This window comes from Kitasatospora sp. NPDC042419 (assembly GCF_056437345.1).
Map to the genome: position 1 here is coordinate 74,399 of NZ_JBWKAW010000017.1, position 16,019 is coordinate 90,417.

Annotated in this window: 9 protein-coding genes; 3 read left to right on the plus strand and 6 right to left on the minus strand. The window is 76.5% G+C overall.

The features are described 5' to 3' along the window. Window positions 1–3 precede the first annotated feature (3 nt). Both AC067J_RS27550 and AC067J_RS27555 read left to right on the plus strand, forming a co-directional pair. On the plus strand, window positions 4–5,553 hold the full coding sequence (locus AC067J_RS27550; RefSeq protein WP_478303579.1) for an SDR family NAD(P)-dependent oxidoreductase: 5,550 nt from the start codon (window positions 4–6) through the stop codon (window positions 5,551–5,553). Continuing rightward, a complete protein-coding gene (locus tag AC067J_RS27555) occupies window positions 5,550–6,308 on the plus strand; it encodes a thioesterase II family protein (RefSeq protein ID WP_478303581.1) in 759 nt (252 codons plus the stop codon). Before AC067J_RS27550 ends, AC067J_RS27555 begins: the two co-directional genes overlap by 4 nt. Window positions 6,309–6,387: 79 nt before the next feature. Here the strand turns inward: AC067J_RS27555 and AC067J_RS27560 are convergent, their stop codons facing one another. After that, window positions 6,388–6,690: an acyl carrier protein gene (locus tag AC067J_RS27560; RefSeq protein WP_478303583.1), complete on the minus strand. Its 303-nt coding sequence runs from the start codon at window positions 6,688–6,690 to the stop codon at window positions 6,388–6,390. Continuing rightward, the gene (locus AC067J_RS27565; RefSeq protein WP_478303585.1) at window positions 6,669–7,433 is read right to left on the minus strand and encodes a thioesterase II family protein; all 765 of its coding nucleotides are present in this window, start codon (window positions 7,431–7,433) and stop codon (window positions 6,669–6,671) included. Before AC067J_RS27565 ends, AC067J_RS27560 begins: the two co-directional genes overlap by 22 nt. A 164-nt stretch (window positions 7,434–7,597) precedes the next feature. On the opposite strand from AC067J_RS27565, the gene AC067J_RS27570 reads away from it, so the two are divergent. Beyond that, window positions 7,598–8,416, plus strand: a complete 819-nt coding sequence (locus tag AC067J_RS27570; protein ID WP_478303587.1) for an SDR family oxidoreductase — start codon at window positions 7,598–7,600, stop codon at window positions 8,414–8,416. A gap of 49 nt (window positions 8,417–8,465) precedes the next feature. Here the strand turns inward: AC067J_RS27570 and pepN are convergent, their stop codons facing one another. Genes pepN through AC067J_RS27590 form a run of 4 tightly spaced genes read right to left on the minus strand, consistent with a single transcriptional unit; the run spans window position 8,466 to window position 15,956 of the window. Beyond that, window positions 8,466–11,126 (minus strand): aminopeptidase N, encoded by a 2,661-nt coding sequence (pepN, locus tag AC067J_RS27575; RefSeq protein WP_478303589.1) that lies wholly within the window; start codon window positions 11,124–11,126, stop codon window positions 8,466–8,468. Next, window positions 11,114–12,529, minus strand: coding sequence for an ATP-grasp domain-containing protein (locus AC067J_RS27580; RefSeq protein WP_478303591.1), 1,416 nt, complete (start codon window positions 12,527–12,529; stop codon window positions 11,114–11,116). The genes pepN and AC067J_RS27580 overlap by 13 nt, the downstream gene beginning before the upstream one ends. Beyond that, window positions 12,526–13,731, minus strand: a complete 1,206-nt coding sequence (locus AC067J_RS27585; RefSeq protein WP_478303593.1) for a peptidogalycan biosysnthesis protein — start codon at window positions 13,729–13,731, stop codon at window positions 12,526–12,528. Before AC067J_RS27585 ends, AC067J_RS27580 begins: the two co-directional genes overlap by 4 nt. Continuing rightward, on the minus strand, window positions 13,722–15,956 hold the full coding sequence (locus AC067J_RS27590) for a lantibiotic dehydratase (protein ID WP_478303595.1): 2,235 nt from the start codon (window positions 15,954–15,956) through the stop codon (window positions 13,722–13,724). Before AC067J_RS27590 ends, AC067J_RS27585 begins: the two co-directional genes overlap by 10 nt. Window positions 15,957–16,019: the final 63 nt, after the last annotated feature.

A 16,019-nucleotide genomic window follows, 5' to 3' on the forward strand; every position in this document is an offset into this window, starting at 1 on the left:
GCTGTGGCCGACTCCGTGGAGCCGATCGCGGTGATCGGCATGGCCTGCAAGCTGCCTGGCGCACCCGACCTGGAGAGCTTCTGGCAGAACCTGGCGGGCGGACGGGAGACCGTCTCCTTCTTCGACCCCGAGGCGCTGGCCGAGGCCGGCGTGCCGACGGCCGAGGCCGCCGACCCCGACTACGTGCCGGCCGCGCCGGAGATGCCGGAGGTGGACCGCTTCGACGCGGACCTCTTCGGCATGACCGCCGCCGAGGCCCGGATCGCCGACCCGCAGATCCGGACCTTCCTGGAGCTGTGCCACGCGGCCGTGGAGCACGCGGGCTACGACGCGTTCGCGCTGCCCGACAGCGTCGGCGTGTTCGGCACCACCGGCCCGAACTCCTACCTGCGGCACATCCTCACCACCCGCCCCGACCTGGTGGCCGGCTCGCCCGGGATGGCGCTGTTCACCCTGAACAACGCCGACTACCTGTCGACCCTGGTCTCCTACAAGCTCGACCTGCGCGGGCCGAGCATGACGGTGCTCACCGCCTGCTCCAGCTCACTGGTCACCGTGCACATGGCCGCCCAGGCGCTGCGCGCGGGCGAGTGCGACGCGGCGCTGGCGGGCGGCTCGACCGTGGAACTCCCGCTGGGCCACGGCCACCTGTGGACCCCCGGCGGCGTCCTCACCCGGGACGGCCACTGCCGTCCGTTCGACGCGTCCGCGTCCGGGACCGTCTTCGGCAGCGGCGCCGGTGTCGTCCTGCTGAAGCGCCTCGACGACGCCCTCACGGACGGCGACCGGGTGCTGGCGGTGATCCGCGGCAGCGCCGTCAACAACGACGGCAGCGACAAGGTCTCGTTCAGCGCCCCGAGCGTCGGCGGCCAGTCCGCGGCGGTCGCCGAGGCGATGCTGCTCGCCGGCGTCGAGCCGGGCGACGTCGACTACGTCGAGGCCCACGCGACCGGCACCGGCCTCGGCGACCCGATCGAGGTGGCCGCGCTCACGGAGGCCTACGAGGCGCTCAACGACGGCCGGCTGATGCGGGGCCGGACCGCGATCGGGTCGGTGAAGTCGAACATCGGCCACATGAACTCGGTGGCCGGGGTGGCCGGTCTGATCAAGACCGTGCTCATGCTGGAGCACGAGACGATCGTGCCGAGCATCAACATCGACGAGCCCAACCCCAGGCTGGAGCTCGACCGCTCGCCCTTCGACCTGGCGACCCGCTCCCGGGCCTGGCCCCGCCGGGCCGGACGGCCCCGGGTGGCCGCGGTGAGCTCGCTCGGGATCGGCGGGACGAACGCGCACCTCGTCCTCGCCGAGGGCCCGGTCGCGCCGCTGCTCCCGAGCCGGGAGGCGCCGCGGCTGGTGGTCTGGTCGGCCCGCGACGAGGAGGGCGTCGACCGGCTCCGCGGCCGGCTCGCCGACTGGTTCGGCGCCGGCGGCGAGGAGGGCTTCGCCGACGCGGTGGGGACGCTGCAGCGCGGCCGCACGGCCCACCGGGTACGGGCCGCCCTGGTGGCGTCCTCGGCCGCGTCCGCCGCCGAGGGACTGGCGGCCGGCGGCGGGCGGCTCGCCGTGGGCCGGACCAGGCCGGACGCCCGCCGGGCCTTCCTGTTCCCCGGGCAGGGGGCGCACCGGGCCCGCATGGCGGCCGGCCTGTACGGGACGGTGCGTTCCTTCAGCGTCGCCATGGACGAGTGCCTCGACCTCTTCGAACGGGCCGGGGTCCGGACGGACGCCTGGCTCGCCGAGGAGCGCGCCGAGGAGACCGAGCTGGTGCAGCCGCTGCTCTTCTCGGTCGAGTACGCGCTCGCCGCGATGTGGCGGGAGTGGGGGGTCGAGCCGGCGGCGGTCCTCGGCCACAGCGTCGGCGAGCTGGCGGCGGCCGCGGTGGCCGGGGTGTTCACCCTGCCGGACGCGGTGCACCTGGTCGCGGCCCGGGCGGCGGCCATGGCCGCGCACCCCTGCCCCGGCGGGATGCTGGCGGTGGCCGCCGACGCCGGGCAGGTCGGCGGACTGCTGTCGCCCGATCTCGTCGTGGCGGCGGTGAACGGGCCGGCGCAGACGGTGGTCTCGGGCCCGGAGGAGGCACTCGACGACCTGGCCGTCCGGCTCCGCGAGCGGCAGCTGGCCTGCCGCCGCCTCCCGGTCGCCCGGGCGTTCCACCACCCGGGCTGGGCGGAGGCCGCCGACCGCTTCGCCGAGGCGTTCGGGGCGGTGACGCTCCGGGCCCCGTCGATCCCCCTGTACTCGGGCCGGACGGGGCGCCGGCTGACGGCGGAACAGGCGACGGACCCGCGCTTCTGGGCGGAGCAGCTGACCGCGCCGGTGCTGTTCGGTCCGGCCCTGGAGGCGCTGACCGCGGCCGGGGAGTGGACCCTGCTGGAGACCGGTCCCGGCCAGACCCTGACCACCCTGGTGCGCCGGGCGGCGGGTGCCGGGGAGGGCCGGGTCCGCGCGGTCGCCGCGCTGGGCAACGGCGACGACGAGGCGGCCGCGCTGCTGGCCGCGGGCCGGATCTGGCTCGACGGCGCCGCACTGGACTGGGAGGCCGTGGGCCAGCCCCGGGCGCTCAGCCGCCGTCCGGTGCCGGGGTATCCGTACCGGCGCGACCGGCACTGGGTCGACCCGCTGCCGGCCGAGGGGCCGGCGGAGCCCGGGGCGGACCACACGGCGGACCACGGGGCCGCGACGGACCTCGGGACCGCCGCCCCCGTCCCCACTGCTGCCCCCACCGCTGTCCCCACCGAGGCCGGGCCGGTGCCCGACCACGGGACGGCCGGTGCCGCACCGACCCCGCTGGGCGTCGTCGAGTGGCTCTCCGCCCCGGCACCCCGGCCGGTCCACGGTCCGGGTCCGGGCGGCACCGCGCTGGTCCTGCTCCCGGACGACCCCGACCGGGCGCTGACCGTCCTGCTGGCGGTGGAACGGGCCGGCTGGCGCACCGTGCGGATCCGCCCCGGCGACGCGCCGGGCGAGTCGGCGGGCGAGTTCCGGGTCCGGCTCGGCGAGCCGCAGGACCTCGCCGCCCTGGCCGGCGTGCTCGCCGAACGGGGCGTCCACGCCGACCTGTTCCTGCACGCCGCCGGCTACGGCGCCGTGCCCGCGGCCGGGGAGCGGCCCGCCGGGACGGAGCCCGCCGGCAAGCAGGCGGCCGGAGAGCTCGACGCCGGGTTCTTCAGCCTCCTGGCCTTCGCCAAGCTGGCGCTGACCCGTGCCCCGGGCCGGGCCGTGCCCCGCTTCGTCGTCCTGACCAGCGCGGCGGTCGACGTCAGCGGCGGCGACCCCCTGGTGCCGGCTCGGGCCGCCGCGGTGGCGTTCGCCCGCACCCTGGCGGCCGAGACGCCGGGGATGCGGGTGGCCGTCGTCGACGCCGCCGACCGCACCGGGGTCACCGAACTCGCGGCCGAGCTGGCCGGGCCGCACCCCGGACCGGTGACCGCCCTGCGCGGTTCGCGCCGCTGGGTGCCGGCCGAGCTGCCGCTGGAGCTGCCGGCCCCGGTCCGCGAGGCGCTGCGCGAGCGCGGCGTCTACCTCGTCACCGGCGGGTTCGGCGGTCTGGGGCTCGCGCTCGCCCGCCACCTGGCCGGCTCCGGGCAGCGCCCGCGCCTCGTCCTGCTGGGCCGCCGCGACCCGACCGCCCCCGGGGCGGACCCCGACGACCCGTTCGTGGTGCGGGCGCGGACCGCGCTGGCCGAACTCACCGCGCTCGGTGCGGAGGTCCTCGCGGTCGGCGGCGACGTCACCGAACCCGGAGTGCTGGACGCCGCCCTCGACCTCGCGCAGGACAGGTTCGGCGCGGTGAACGGGGTGTTCCACCTGGCCGGCATCGGCGGCGGCCGCATGATCGCCTTCCGCGAGAAGGCCGACGCCGCCGAGGTGCTGGCCCCGAAGACCACGGCGACGGTGCTGCTGGCCGAGGCCACGGCCGGCCGGCCGGTGCTCGACTTCGTGACGCTGTTCAGCAGCCGCGCCGCGGCCGAGGGGCTGGTCGGTTCCGCCGACTACGCCGCCGCGAACGCCTTCCTGGACGCCGCGGCCGAGGCCCTGCCGTTCCACGCGACCCGGGTGCTGAGCGTGGGCTGGCCGGTGTGGCAGGGCGAGGGCATGGTCGACCACGAGGGCCCCGACCTGGGCGGGCTGGCCGCGCTGGTGGCACGGCTGGCCGACGGCGGTCCGGCCGGGCCTCCCGCGCCGGCCTTCCGGTGGGAGGGCGATCTCGGCCCGGGGACCCACTGGGTCCTCGACGAGCACCGGGTCGGCCGGGTCCCGCTGCTGCCGGGCGCCGCCTACGTCGACCTGGTGGTGGGCCTGTTCACCGAGCACCTCGCGCGGCCCGGCGAGGACGTCGAACTCACCGACGTGGTCTTCCGCGCGCCCTTCTCGGACGAGGACACCCGGCGCCTGCGGGTGGAGTTCACCGACGCACCGGACGGCACCGGGTACGCGTTCACCGTCGTCTCCCGGCCCGCGGCCCGGCCGGACGACGGGTGGACCGAGCACGTCACCGGCCGTGCGGCCGGGGTGGGCGCCGAGCGGCGGCGGGTCGACCTCGCGGGCCTGATCGCCCGCCTGGAGGCGGAGGGCAGCACGCCGGCCGACAAGGTGCCGACCGATCTGGCCTTCACCATGGGCCCGCGCTGGCGCAACATCCGGGACGTCCGCGAGGACGGCACGGAGCGGCTGCTCCGGCTGGAGCTGCCGTCCGCCCTGGCCGGCGACCTGCCCGGGCACCGCCTGCACCCGGCGCTCCTGGACACCGCCACCGCCGGGGTCCGCTCCTCCGGGGAGGGGGCCTTCGTGCCCTTCATCTACCGCCGGCTGGTCGTCCACGCGGACCTGCCGGGGGAGTTCTACAGCCACGTGCGGCGGACGCCCGCCGATCCGGACACGGCCATCGGGGACGTCGACATGATCGCCCCGGACGGCACGGTGCTGGCCCGGGTCGAGGGCTTCACCATGCGACGGGTCGCCTTCGAGCCGGGCTGGGACCGGCCGCAGGCCGCCGCGGGCCCGCGCGCGGCGGCGGCCCCGGAGCGTCCGGAGGAGGAGGGCCTGGACCCGGAGGAGGGCATGCGGCTGCTGCTCCGGCTGCTCTCCGGTGACACCCCGCGGTCCGTGCTGGTCCGGCCCCACGTCGGTGGCCGGCCGGTACCGCTCGCCGTGGCGCCCGCCGCCCCCGTCCCGGCGGCGCGGGCGGACCACCCGGTCCCGCGGCCCGCACCGGCGGCGGCCCCGGCGGCACCGGTCACCCCGGCCGTACCGGTCACCCCGGCGGCACCGGTCACGGTCCCGGCCGCGCCCGCCGCACCCGCCGTCCCGTCCGCCGCCCCGGCCGCCGCGCCGACCGGCCTGGCCGGCCTGTGGCAGCACGCCATCGGCGTCCCGCCGACCGGCGACGACGAGGACTTCTTCGAGGCCGGCGGCAACTCGCTGTCCGCGGTGGAACTCATCGGCCGCATCCGGGCCGTCCACGGCCTCGAACTCAGCATCGGGCTGCTGCTGGAGGTCCGGACCTTCGGCGGGCTCCGGGAGATCGTGGAAGCCGGTGGCGGCCGGTGACCCGGACCGCCGGGGAGCTGCTCCGCTGCCGCTCCCCGCACCCCGATCCGGCCCTGCGGCTGTTCTGCCTGCCCTGGGCGGGCTCCGGCTCGCTCGGGTACGCCTCCTGGCAGCTGCCCGCCGACCTCGCCGCCGAGGTGTGGACGGTGCAGCTGCCGGGCCGCGAGGACCGGATCGGACAGCCGCCGCTGCGCCGGATCCCGGACATGGCCGAAGCGCTCCGGACCGCCGCGACGCCCCTGCTCGACCGGCCGTTCGCGTTCTTCGGGCACAGCATGGGAGCGCTGCTCGCCTTCGAACTGGCCCGGCTGCTGCGCAGCACCGGCGGACCGGCTCCGGTGCAGCTCTTCCTCTCGGCGATGCGCTCGCCCGACCTGGCGCCCTGGCGGCCGGCGGCGAGCACCCTCGACGAGGAGGCGCTGCTGCGCCGGCTGGACGAGATGGCGGGGCCGTCGGTGTCCGCCCTGCGTGACCGCGAACTGCTGCTGTGGATGGCTCCGGTGATCCGCGCCGACTTCGAGGCCTGCGAGGCGTACCGGTACGAGCCGCAGCCGCCGCTGGACGTGCGGGTGAGCCTGCTGGCCGCGGCGGACGACGCCGAGGTCCGGGTGGACGAGGTGGCCGACTGGTGGCGGCACAGCACCGCCACCGGTCCGGTCCGGATCTTCGAGGGCGGGCACCTCTACCTGCTCGACCACCGCGACCGGGTGCTCGAACAGGTGGCGGCGGAGCTCGCCCTGGCGACGGCGGGCTGAGCGCGCGAACGCCGGCGGGGGGAGGGTGGTCCCTCCCCCCGCCGGCGTGACGGGGGTGCGGTACGGCCTGGGCCGGGGGTCAGTCCCGAGGACCGGTCTCCCACGGAAGGGCCCGCCGGCCGCCCGGGGACGGGGCCTGCGGGCCGCCGTGGCGCCGGGCCGCCTCGGCGGACAGGGCGCGCCGGGTCGGGTAGCGGAAGACGTCGATCAGGGTGAGCTCCACGCCGTCGTCGGCCAGCGCCGTCACCACGGCGGCCAGTCCGACCGAGGTGTAGCCGGCCTCGAAGAAGTTGCTGTCCTCGCCCAGGTCGGTGCAGGCCGGCGGGCGGTGCGCGGCGAAGGCGGCGCGGATCTTCCGGTTCAGTTCGCCGTGGTCCGGCATGCGTCCTCCACGAGACGGGCGACCGTGTCCGGGGCGCCCTCCAGAAGCCAGTGGTCGCCCTCGACCAGGTGCACGGAGCAGGTGCGGCTGGTCTGGGCGCTCCAGCCGACGAGGTCGATGGGGTTCTGCAGCGCCGGATCGTGGCGGCCGATGACCACCGAGACGTCCAGCGGCATGCGGGGCAGCTCCGTGTACCGGAACCCCGCGAACAGCTCGTAGTCGGCCCGCAGCGCGGGCTCGAAGATCTCCCGGAACCCGGGCTGCGCGGCCAGCTGCGGCGGGAAGCCGCCGGAGGAGGTGATCCGGTCCCAGAACTCCGCGGACGGCAGGGCGTGCACGTCCTGTTCCATCTCGGTGAACTGGGGCCCGGGGAAGGAGATCGCCACCAGCGCGCGCGGCAGCGGCAGTCCGGCCGCGTGCATCGCCCGGGCCACCAGGTACGCCAGCGCGGCGCCGGAGCAGTAGCCGACCAGGACGTAGGGGCGGTCGGTGAAGCCGCGCAGCTCCTCGACGAGTTCGGCGACCAGCGGGGCGAGCTCGGTCCGGCCCGGTTCGCCGAACCGGGCCTGGCGTCCGGGCAGGTTCAGCCCGTACAGCGCCGCGTTGTCGGACAGCCGCGCGGCGCAGTCGCCGAAGGTCGAGCAGCCGGCGCCGGCCTGGGGCATGGCGAAGACGCGCACCGGCCGGTCGGGGTTCTCGACGAGCGGGACGAACCAGGGCGGGGAGGCTTGGTTGACGGTCATGCGCACGGGGATCAGGGTAGGCAGGCCCTGCGCGCCGGTCATGCCCCCGGAACCGGGGACGTGCCCGCCGCCCCGGCCGGCTGGAGGATCACGCTGCCGGGGGAGGGCCTCGACGGCCGCCGCCCCGGCACCGGTGTCCCCCCGAGATCCTGGAGCCGCGTGCGATGACCGTACCGCCCCCGTTCAGCCCCGTCCTGCTGGCCGACCGGGTGGCCGTGGTCACCGGCGGCGCGACCGGCATCGGCCTCGCGGTCGCCTGCGCGCTCACCGAGGCGGGCGCTTCGGTGGTCATCGCCTCCCGCTCGGCCGAGCGGCTCGCCGCCGCCGAGGTCGAGATCGCCCGGCGCACCGGGCGCCCGGCCTGGAGCGTGCCCTGCGACGTGCGCGAGGAGGACGAGGTGGCCCGGCTGCGGGACTTCGTCCGGGCCCGCTGCGGCTCCGCCGCGATCGTGGTCAACAACGCGGCCGCCAACTTCCGCCTGCCCGCGGAGCGGATGACCTCCCGGGCGATGCGCGCCGTCCTGGAGACGGACCTGCTGGGCACCTACCACGTGACCCGCGCCTTCTTCGACGACCTGAAGGCCACCGGCCACGGCTCGGTGCTCTCGATCGGCATCGCGGCGGCCGAGCACGGCTTCCCCGGTTTCTCCCACGCCGGTGCGGCCAAGACCGCCATCTCCTCCCTGACGGCCTCCTGGGCCTCCGAGTGGGGGCCCTACGGCATCCGGGCCAACTGCATCGCGCCCGGCCCGATCCCGACCAAGGGGGTCTGGGAGAACATGCTCGGCAGGCCGGCCTCGGAGGACGCGGACGCGGGGGCGCAGGCGTTCGCCAACCTGGTGCCGGCGGTGCCGCTGCGCCGGCTGGGCACCCCGGAGGACGTGGCCGCCGCCGCGGTCTTCCTCTCGTCGGACCTGGCGGGCTGGATCACCGGTGTGACCCTGCGGATGGACGGCGGGCTCAACCTCACCCAGTGCCTGTAGGGGCCTGCCGTGCGGACCGGCCGGGGGACCGCAGCCCCCCGGCCGCCGCTCACGCGGTGGGCCGTCCGTCGTTCCCCTGATAGTCCGCCCGGTCGGCAGCGCGGTCGGTAGCGCGGTCGGCAGCCCGGTCGTCCGCGCGGTCGGCGGCGCGGGCCAGGACCGCCAGCCGCATGGTCTCGCGGGCGTCGGCGAGCAGCCGCCGCACCGGCGCACCGGAGCGGGTCCGCTCCCCCCAGGCGTCGGTGAGCTCCAGGACGGCCGGATCGACGCCGTAGTACGGGTAGAGCTGCCCGATGAGGGCCAGCCCGGCCTCGCCGCCGTCGGCCCACCAGCGGTCGATCTCCTCGAAGTACCGTGCCACGTAAGGGGCGTGGACCTCCGCCCGGGCGGCCGGAATGGCGAAGCCGGAGGCGGTGGCCTGCCTGATCGCCGGATCGGGCGCGCCCTCCCCGGTGATCAGGGCCCAGGACTCGGCCTTGGCGGCCGGATCCGGGCGGGCGGCCAGGCAGAGCGCCGCGCGCCACCGTCCGCGAGGCGTGTCGTCCGCGCGCGACCGGGCCTCGATCAGGTCCCGGTCGGCGGCTCCCAGCACGGCCAGGCGCTCCAGCGCCGACCAGCGCGTTCCGCCGCCGAGCGGGATCCCCGGGGCCGCCCCGTCGGCCGGGCCGCCGTCGGCCAGCGACCGGAGGAGCCCGGTGTGGCGGGCGGAGGCGGAGGCCAGGAAGGCCTGGAACCAGTGCGTCTGCCGCCGGGAGCCGGGCCGCGCGCCGCGGGCCTGCTCCAGGCAGACGTCGGCCCAGTCCGCCCCGCCCCGCTCGGCCCAGGCCGGGTCGGTGAAGAGCCGCAGCGCCAGCTGCACCCGGCCGTGCAGCCGCCGTACCAGGGTGGGTTCCGGTTCGAGCGGCGCGGCCGCGGCGGCCAGCCCGACGAAGCGGCGGCCCGGCAGCTCGGCGGTCCGGGTCATGTCCCAGGCCGCGGACCAGAACTGGGACCGGGCCAGCGGATCCGTGAGCGCGGTGTAGCGGCGGGCCAGCGTGTCCAGCGAGTCCGGGTCGAGCCGGATCCGGGCGTAGGCGGTGTCGTCGGCGTTGAGCAGCACGGCCGCCGGGCGGGGGCGGCCCGCCAGGGCCGTCACCTCGGTCCGGGCGCCGGACAGCTCGACCTCCAGGTCCTCGGCGTGCAGCGTCCCGCCGTCGCCGGAGGTGTAGACGCGGACGCCCAGCCGGTGCCGGTCGGGCGGCGGTGTCGGTCCGCCGCCGGTGCCCGGCAGCGCGGGCGCCTCCCGCACGATGCCGAGCGAACGGATCGACCCGTCGGCGGCCGGCTCGATCACGGGCCGCAGCACGGCGGTGCCCACCGAGCGCAGCCAGGCCGTGAACCACTCCCGGAGCTCCGCTCCGGGGCAGTGGTCGGCCACCGCGGACAGGAGGTCGTCGAGCGTGGCGTTGCCCCACCCGTGGCGGCGCAGCCAGTCGCCCAGCCCGGCGTCGAAGCGGTCCGGTCCGGCCTGGGCGGCGAACTGCCGCACCAGGGCGGCGCCCTTGGCCCAGGTGACCTGGTCGACGGCCGTCCGGATGCCGCGCAGGTCGGCCACCTCGGCGAGCACCGGGCCGGCCGACGGCATGAGCTCCCGGGCGTGGGCGGCGCTCTTGACGGTGTTCGCGAACGCGGCCCAGGCGGCGGGGCCGTGCGCGTCGGGCGCTCCGGCGGCGCACTCCGCGGCGGCGTGGGCGGTCAGCGCCTCGGTCAGCCAGAGCTCGTCCCACCAGCGGGGGGTCACCAGGCCGCCGAGCCAGGCGCGCGCGACCGCCCTCAGCACCGCCGTCTCGCGCAGTTCGGGCTCGGCGTGGGCGGGCGAGCGGAACACGAACGAGTCGTCGAGCGTCACCAGGCCCGCGCTCGCCGGTACCGGTGCGGTGGGCCGGGGAGCGAGCACCTGCTGGTGGGCGGCGAACGGGTAGGCCGTCCCGAAGCGCCGCTCGCAGCGGGCGAGGGCGTCGCGGACGAGCCGGAACAGCGGTTCGGCGTCGAGGTGGCCGGCGAGCGAGCGCCGGCAGTACAGGGCGAGCGGGACCGTCCCGGAGCGGCCGTCGAACCCGTCGGTCAGCTCGCTGTAGGGGCCCGCGGCGACGGACACGGCGTGCGGGGGGATCCGCGGCGTCGGCGCGAAGCGGTGGACCTCGCCCCGGGCCTCCGACCGGGCGGGGCCGTCCGGTGGCGAGTTGCCGATCACCCGCCAGCCCGGCGGGGCGGTCACGGTGAGGGTGAACGACGCCTTCAGGTCCGGCTGGTCGAAGACCGCGGCGATCCGGCGGGCCCCGGCGGCGTCGGACCGGGTGTGGAGGTAGACCTCGGAGTCGTCGGGGTCGACGAACCGGTGCAGGCCGCCGCCGTCGCCGTAGGCGAAGTCGGCGACCACGCGCAGCTCGTTGTCGGCGGCGATCCCGTCGAGCCGGAGCCTGCCGTCGGCGCAGACCGACCCGGGATCGAGGGGGCGGCCGTTGAACTCCACGGAGTGCACGGCCGCGGCGACCAGGTCGACGAAGGTGGCGGCACCCGGGACGAGCCCGGTGAACCGGACGTGCGTGACGGAGCGGAAGGTGCCGCCCCGCGGTGCCGGGGCGAGGTCGAGCCGGACGGCGTACCGGTCGACCCGTACCGTCCGGGCCCGTTCGGCGGCCTCCCCGCGGGTCAGGTTCACACCGGGCACGCGCCGCCGCCCTCCTCGCCGCCGTGGTGGAACACGGCGGAGAACCGGATGTCCTGGTTGGTCGTGAGGTTGATGACGGCGCCCGTGCCGGTCGGCACCGCGCGCGCGAGCGAACCGGTGTAGCCGGCCGGCGAGTAGAAGATCCCGTGCACGACGTCCCAGGGCTCGTCCCGGTCGGTCCGCGGGTCGTAGACCGGCTCCGGCTTCGGCGTGACCCGGGCCTGCACGACGGCGGACCCGCGCGACGCCCGGTCCAGCACCGCGTCCCAGCGCCGCGGGTCGCACTCCCAGCCGGCGACCACGCCGCGCCCGCCGTACCCGACGGTGGGTTTGACGATCAGTTCGGTGCGCCGGGCCCGGCACTCCTCCAGCAGTTCGTCCCGGGTGGGGCCGCCGTCGGCGGTGAGCAGCCTGGTCCACGGCACGATCCGGTCGATCGCCGCCCGCTCCTCGTGGTCGGCGGCCCGCAGTCCCGGGTCGGAGAGCAGCGCCAGGCAGCCCTTGTCGGAGAACAGTTCGGTGCTCAGCGGCGACCAGAACACCGCCAGGCCCTCCTCGTGCGCCCGGGCCACGGTCTCCAGCATGGCGGGCCCCTCGGGGTGGGACAGCACCTGGTGGCTGTTGAAGCACCGCACCACCACGTCGACCGGCACCTCGCCGGAGCCGGTCCGCAGCAGGAGGCGGCCGCGGCCGAGCCGGAGGTCGTCGAGCTCGGCCACCCGGCAGTCGACGCCGAGCTCCCGCAGCGCGGCGCGCAGCGGCTGCCACCCGTAGCCGTGCTCGGCGAGGGCACCGGGCCCCTCGGTGAGCACGACGACGGGCTCGCCGCCCGGGCGGACGGTCCCGGCGGCCTGCCGGAGCAGCCGGGCCAGGGTCTCGACGGCCGAGGCGTGGCCGAGCCCGTGGCGGCGGGCGAAGGCGTCGACCTCGGGGAGCGACAGCCAGGTGCGCGGATTGAACGCGGTCTGTTCGGCGCAGCCGACCGAACTGGAGAGGCCGGTCTCCAGCAGCTTGAAGCCGGTTCCGTCGTGGTACGCGTCGGCGCGCCCGTAGAACGCCTGCGCCGTGTCCAGCCGCCGCAGGAGGGCCGCGCGGCGCTCGTCGATGCCCAGGAAGGCGCAGTAGCGGTCGAGGTCCCCGTCGAACAGGCGCTCCGGCAGCCGGGTGGTGACCCGCAGGACGGTCAGCACGTCCTCCGCGAAGGACCGCAGGTCGCCGAGCGGCGCGAAGACCGGCCGCGGCAGGTAGCCGCTGTTGACGCCCTCCCAGCGGTACTTCCCGGCGGCGAGTTCGGCGGCGGTGGTGCGCAGCACGGGCGACTCGCGGCAGAGCCGGTTGAAGGCCGCCGCGACGGCTTCGACGGTGCCGGGGGTGCCGGCAGTGTCGGTGGTGTCGGTGCTCAATGCTCTCTCCCCGTCTCCACCAGGTCAGGGTGGTCGTCACCGAAGTGGGCGCGCCCGCGGGCGAAGGCCTGCCGGCGGACCTCGGCGAGGAAGCCCGTCGGCAGCGACCGGGGGTCGCACTCGGCCCGGAACCTGTCCAGGACGTGGTCCGTCCAGCGCGCCACGCCGTCCGCCGGGAACGTCTCCTCGCCGTCGAACAGCCCCACCTGCCAGAGCGGCACCGGAACGGCGCCGCGCCGCAGCTTGCTCTCGTAGCTGGCGGGTCCGAGGTGCAACGCCCGCAGTCCGCGCTCGAAGCAGAGCTCCATGGGCAGGTAGAACTCCAGCTCGAACATCAGCGGGGTCGTGTTGGTCCGCAGCTCCTCGGCCAGGCCGAGGCTGCGCCCCCAGAGCCAGCCGCCCCATTCGTAGAACAGCGAGTAGCCGAGCAGGCGCCGGCCCACCGGCTCCCGGACGGTGAACAGGGTCTCGTACGGCGCCAGTCGATCGCTCATCAGCCGCAGTTCGCGGAGCATGTCCTCCGCGGTCCGGTGCGAGTTGTGCCGGCGGAAGGTCTCCTGCCGCATCGGGACGATCTCCTCGATGCAGTCGGCGAGGCGTTCCCGGCCGAGCAGCAGGTCCATGGCGGCGACCCGGGCGCGCTCGCGGCGGAGCTGGCGGCGGTAGCCGCCGGTGCTGTCCAGGTGTTCCCGCACGGACTCGCCCCGGAGCGGGACGACGGTGTCGAAGACCGGTGCCAGGATCGGCAGTGCGGCCCGGTCCCGGCTGATCGCGTCCGCCGTCGGCGTGGTCAGGTGCAGGGCGTACAGCCAGCGCCGGCCGTGCCGCCCGCCCTCCTCGGCGGCCGCGCGGAGCAGGGCCCCGGCGGCGCCGGGCGCGGCCAGCGGCAGCTGGGCGCGGTAGCCCCGGCGCGGCCCGAGCAGGGCGTACGGCCGGTCCGGCCGGAACGGGAACATGACGTGCGGCCGGTAGGCGGCGTTCGGCTCCTCGGCGGGGAACGCGAGCCGCCCCGCGCCGATCGGCGTGCCCCGGTCGGACACGCCGAGGTAGCCGGCCGTGCCGTCGTCCAGGACCTCGTGGGCGCGGAGCCACGGGGCGCTGCCGTACAGGCCGAGGGAGTCGTCGTCGAACAGGGCGGCGGCCGGGCCGAGTGCGTCGAGCCCGGGGGCGAAGACCGTGTCGGGGGCGGGGGTCAGGGGCACGGCAGCACCCGTTCGTGGGGGGTCGTGTCCACGGCGACGACGCGCAGTTCGGACGTGTAGCGCCGGCCCTGTGCGTCGTGCAGCCAGAGCTGGTCGAAGTCGGGGAGCATCTCCGAGACGGTGACGTCCGCGTCCGGGTCGGCCTCCAGGGCGCGGCGGACCGAGCGGGTGAACTGCAGCGCGGAGACCCGGCTCTCCAGGTCGACGAGGATCGGCTTCGCCTCGCCGGGGACGATCGCGAAGGAGTGCCGCGGGACTCCGCGGGCGGCGAGGTCCGCCGTGCCGGTCAGCTCCCGCGCGGGGATCCGCCAGGTCTCGCGCACGACGACGAGCCGGCCGACGGTCACCCTCGGCAGGTGCGTCCAGTCCGCGGGCAGCACGCCGAAGTGCTCCGCCACGCAGCCGCTCAGGAACTCGCCCAGCATCTCGACCGCGTCGGCCTTGAACTCCCGCTCGACGCTGAAGACCCGGAGCCTGCCGTGCCGGTCGCGGTAGAGCCAGAGCGCGGCGCCGGGGATCCGGTCGCGCTCGGGCGGGAGGGTGTCGGTGGCGTGCCAGGCCCAGTGCTGGTAGCGGTCCGGGAGGTCGAAGCTGAGCGGCGGGTAGACCCGGGCGTTGAACTCGGCGGAGGTGCGGTCGAAGGTGGACACGATGCGCCCGCCGGCGAAGTCCTCGGCCACCGAGGACTCGATCACGTCCGCGTCCGGCTGCCCGGTGACGAAGACGCGGTTCTCCAGGGTGTTGACGCCCAGGTGCAGTTCGCCGAGCACCCAGCGGAAGTCGGCCGGGCGGCCGTCCTCCCAGCGGTCGACGGCGAGCATCACGTCCGGGGAGTGCTGGCGGGCGGCGGCCCAGCCGTAGTCCGTGGCGGCGAAGGCCGTCCGGACCCGGTCCGCCACCTCGGACACGTCGAGGTCGACCCGCCGCTGGTCCGGGGAGGCCGCGAGGATCCCGGCCCACCGGTGGCGGAGTTCGTCGAGCAGGGCGCGCAGCCGGCCGCCGGGGCCGCCGTCGAGCGCCGCCCGGACGTCCGGGTAGGCGGCGAGCAGGGGCATCGGCTCCGGTCCGTGGCGGTCGAGGGCGGCGCCCAGCGTCTCCCGCACCAGGTCCGCGACCCGGGCCGTCAGCCAGCGGGCGCTGTCGAGGAGGAGGCCGAGCGGTTCGGCGAGCGCGGCCCGGAGCTCCGGGCCGATGACGACCTCGACGTCGCGGGTGGTGTCCAGGTAGACGAGGCGGCGGCCGTGGCCGGTGCGGCGGCCGGTCGCCTGCCGGCGCGCGGATCCGCCCGTGAGCGAGGCGAACTCGGCGTCCAGTGCGGACATCGCCTCGGTCAGCGGGAGCGGGTCCGGTCCGGCGGCGGCGAGCCGGCCGAGTTCCGCGCGGCCCGCGTCGAGGCGGTCGAGTGCGTCGAGGAGTTCGGTGCGCACCTCCTCGTCGGGGACCAGCGCGATCCGGTCGCGCAGTGCGGCCTCCGGCCGGTGGTCGAGCGGGACGGGGAAGCGCCAGTCCACGATGCCGAGGCCGGTGAGCGCGGTCAGCTCCGCGGTGAAGGACTCCCGGTCCTTCGCGAGGCCGAGGTCCGCCAGTTCCTCGAAGAGCTGCGCTGCGCTGCGCAGCCCGTCGGCGCGCCGGTGGATCTCCGCCTGCGGGGGAGTGAGGTCCTGCGGCCCGGCGCCGCGGAAGCAGCGGCCCTCGTGGACCATCGAGCTGCGGTCCCGGGCGACGGGCATGTGCCAGCGCAGCGGCGGCCGGGCGGCCCAGGTGTCGACCAGCAAGGAGAGCGCCCAGGGCTCGAAGCGGACCCTCGGCGGGCCGGTGATGCCCGGCCCGGGGCGGACGAGCAGCGGCTGTCCGGCGTCGTCGCTCCAACGGGCCGCGCAGGTGGGGCCGGAGAAGCCGATGACGTCGTTCTTGGCGGCGTAGCGCTGCAGGTAGGCGCCGAGTATCCGCTGGTGCGAGGCCTTGGGGGTCGGGACGGGCGCGCCGGTGAGCGCGGCGCGGTGACGCGCGCCGAGCCAGTCGCGGACCAGGTCGGGGTTCTGCCAGGCGATCGCGCCGACGAACCACGGGTCCGCGACGGCGTCGCGCACCGGGCCGAGACCGTCCGGTCCCGGATCGGTGAGCAGACGGCGTGCGGGTGTCCCGGCGCTCCGCAGTCCCGACAGGTCCCACATCGACCAGTTGCCGGCGAGCGGGAGTCGGCCGACTGGTGCACTGGTACGCATTGATCACCCCGTCATCCGTGTCCGGCCCCCGACCCTAGGCTTTCGGCCGGGTGCGGACATGAC

What these genes read in the sequence shown, in the direction of transcription:
- AC067J_RS27560 (WP_478303583.1), bottom strand. Translation starts at nt 6,690, where the DNA reads ATGCCGGACCACGGCGAACTGAACCGGAAGATCCGCGCCGCCTTCGCC.
- AC067J_RS27565 (WP_478303585.1), bottom strand. Translation starts at nt 7,433, where the DNA reads ATGACCGTCAACCAAGCCTCCCCGCCCTGGTTCGTCCCGCTCGTCGAG.
- AC067J_RS27570 (WP_478303587.1), top strand. Translation starts at nt 7,598, where the DNA reads ATGACCGTACCGCCCCCGTTCAGCCCCGTCCTGCTGGCCGACCGGGTG.
- AC067J_RS27590 (WP_478303595.1), bottom strand. Translation starts at nt 15,956, where the DNA reads ATGCGTACCAGTGCACCAGTCGGCCGACTCCCGCTCGCCGGCAACTGG.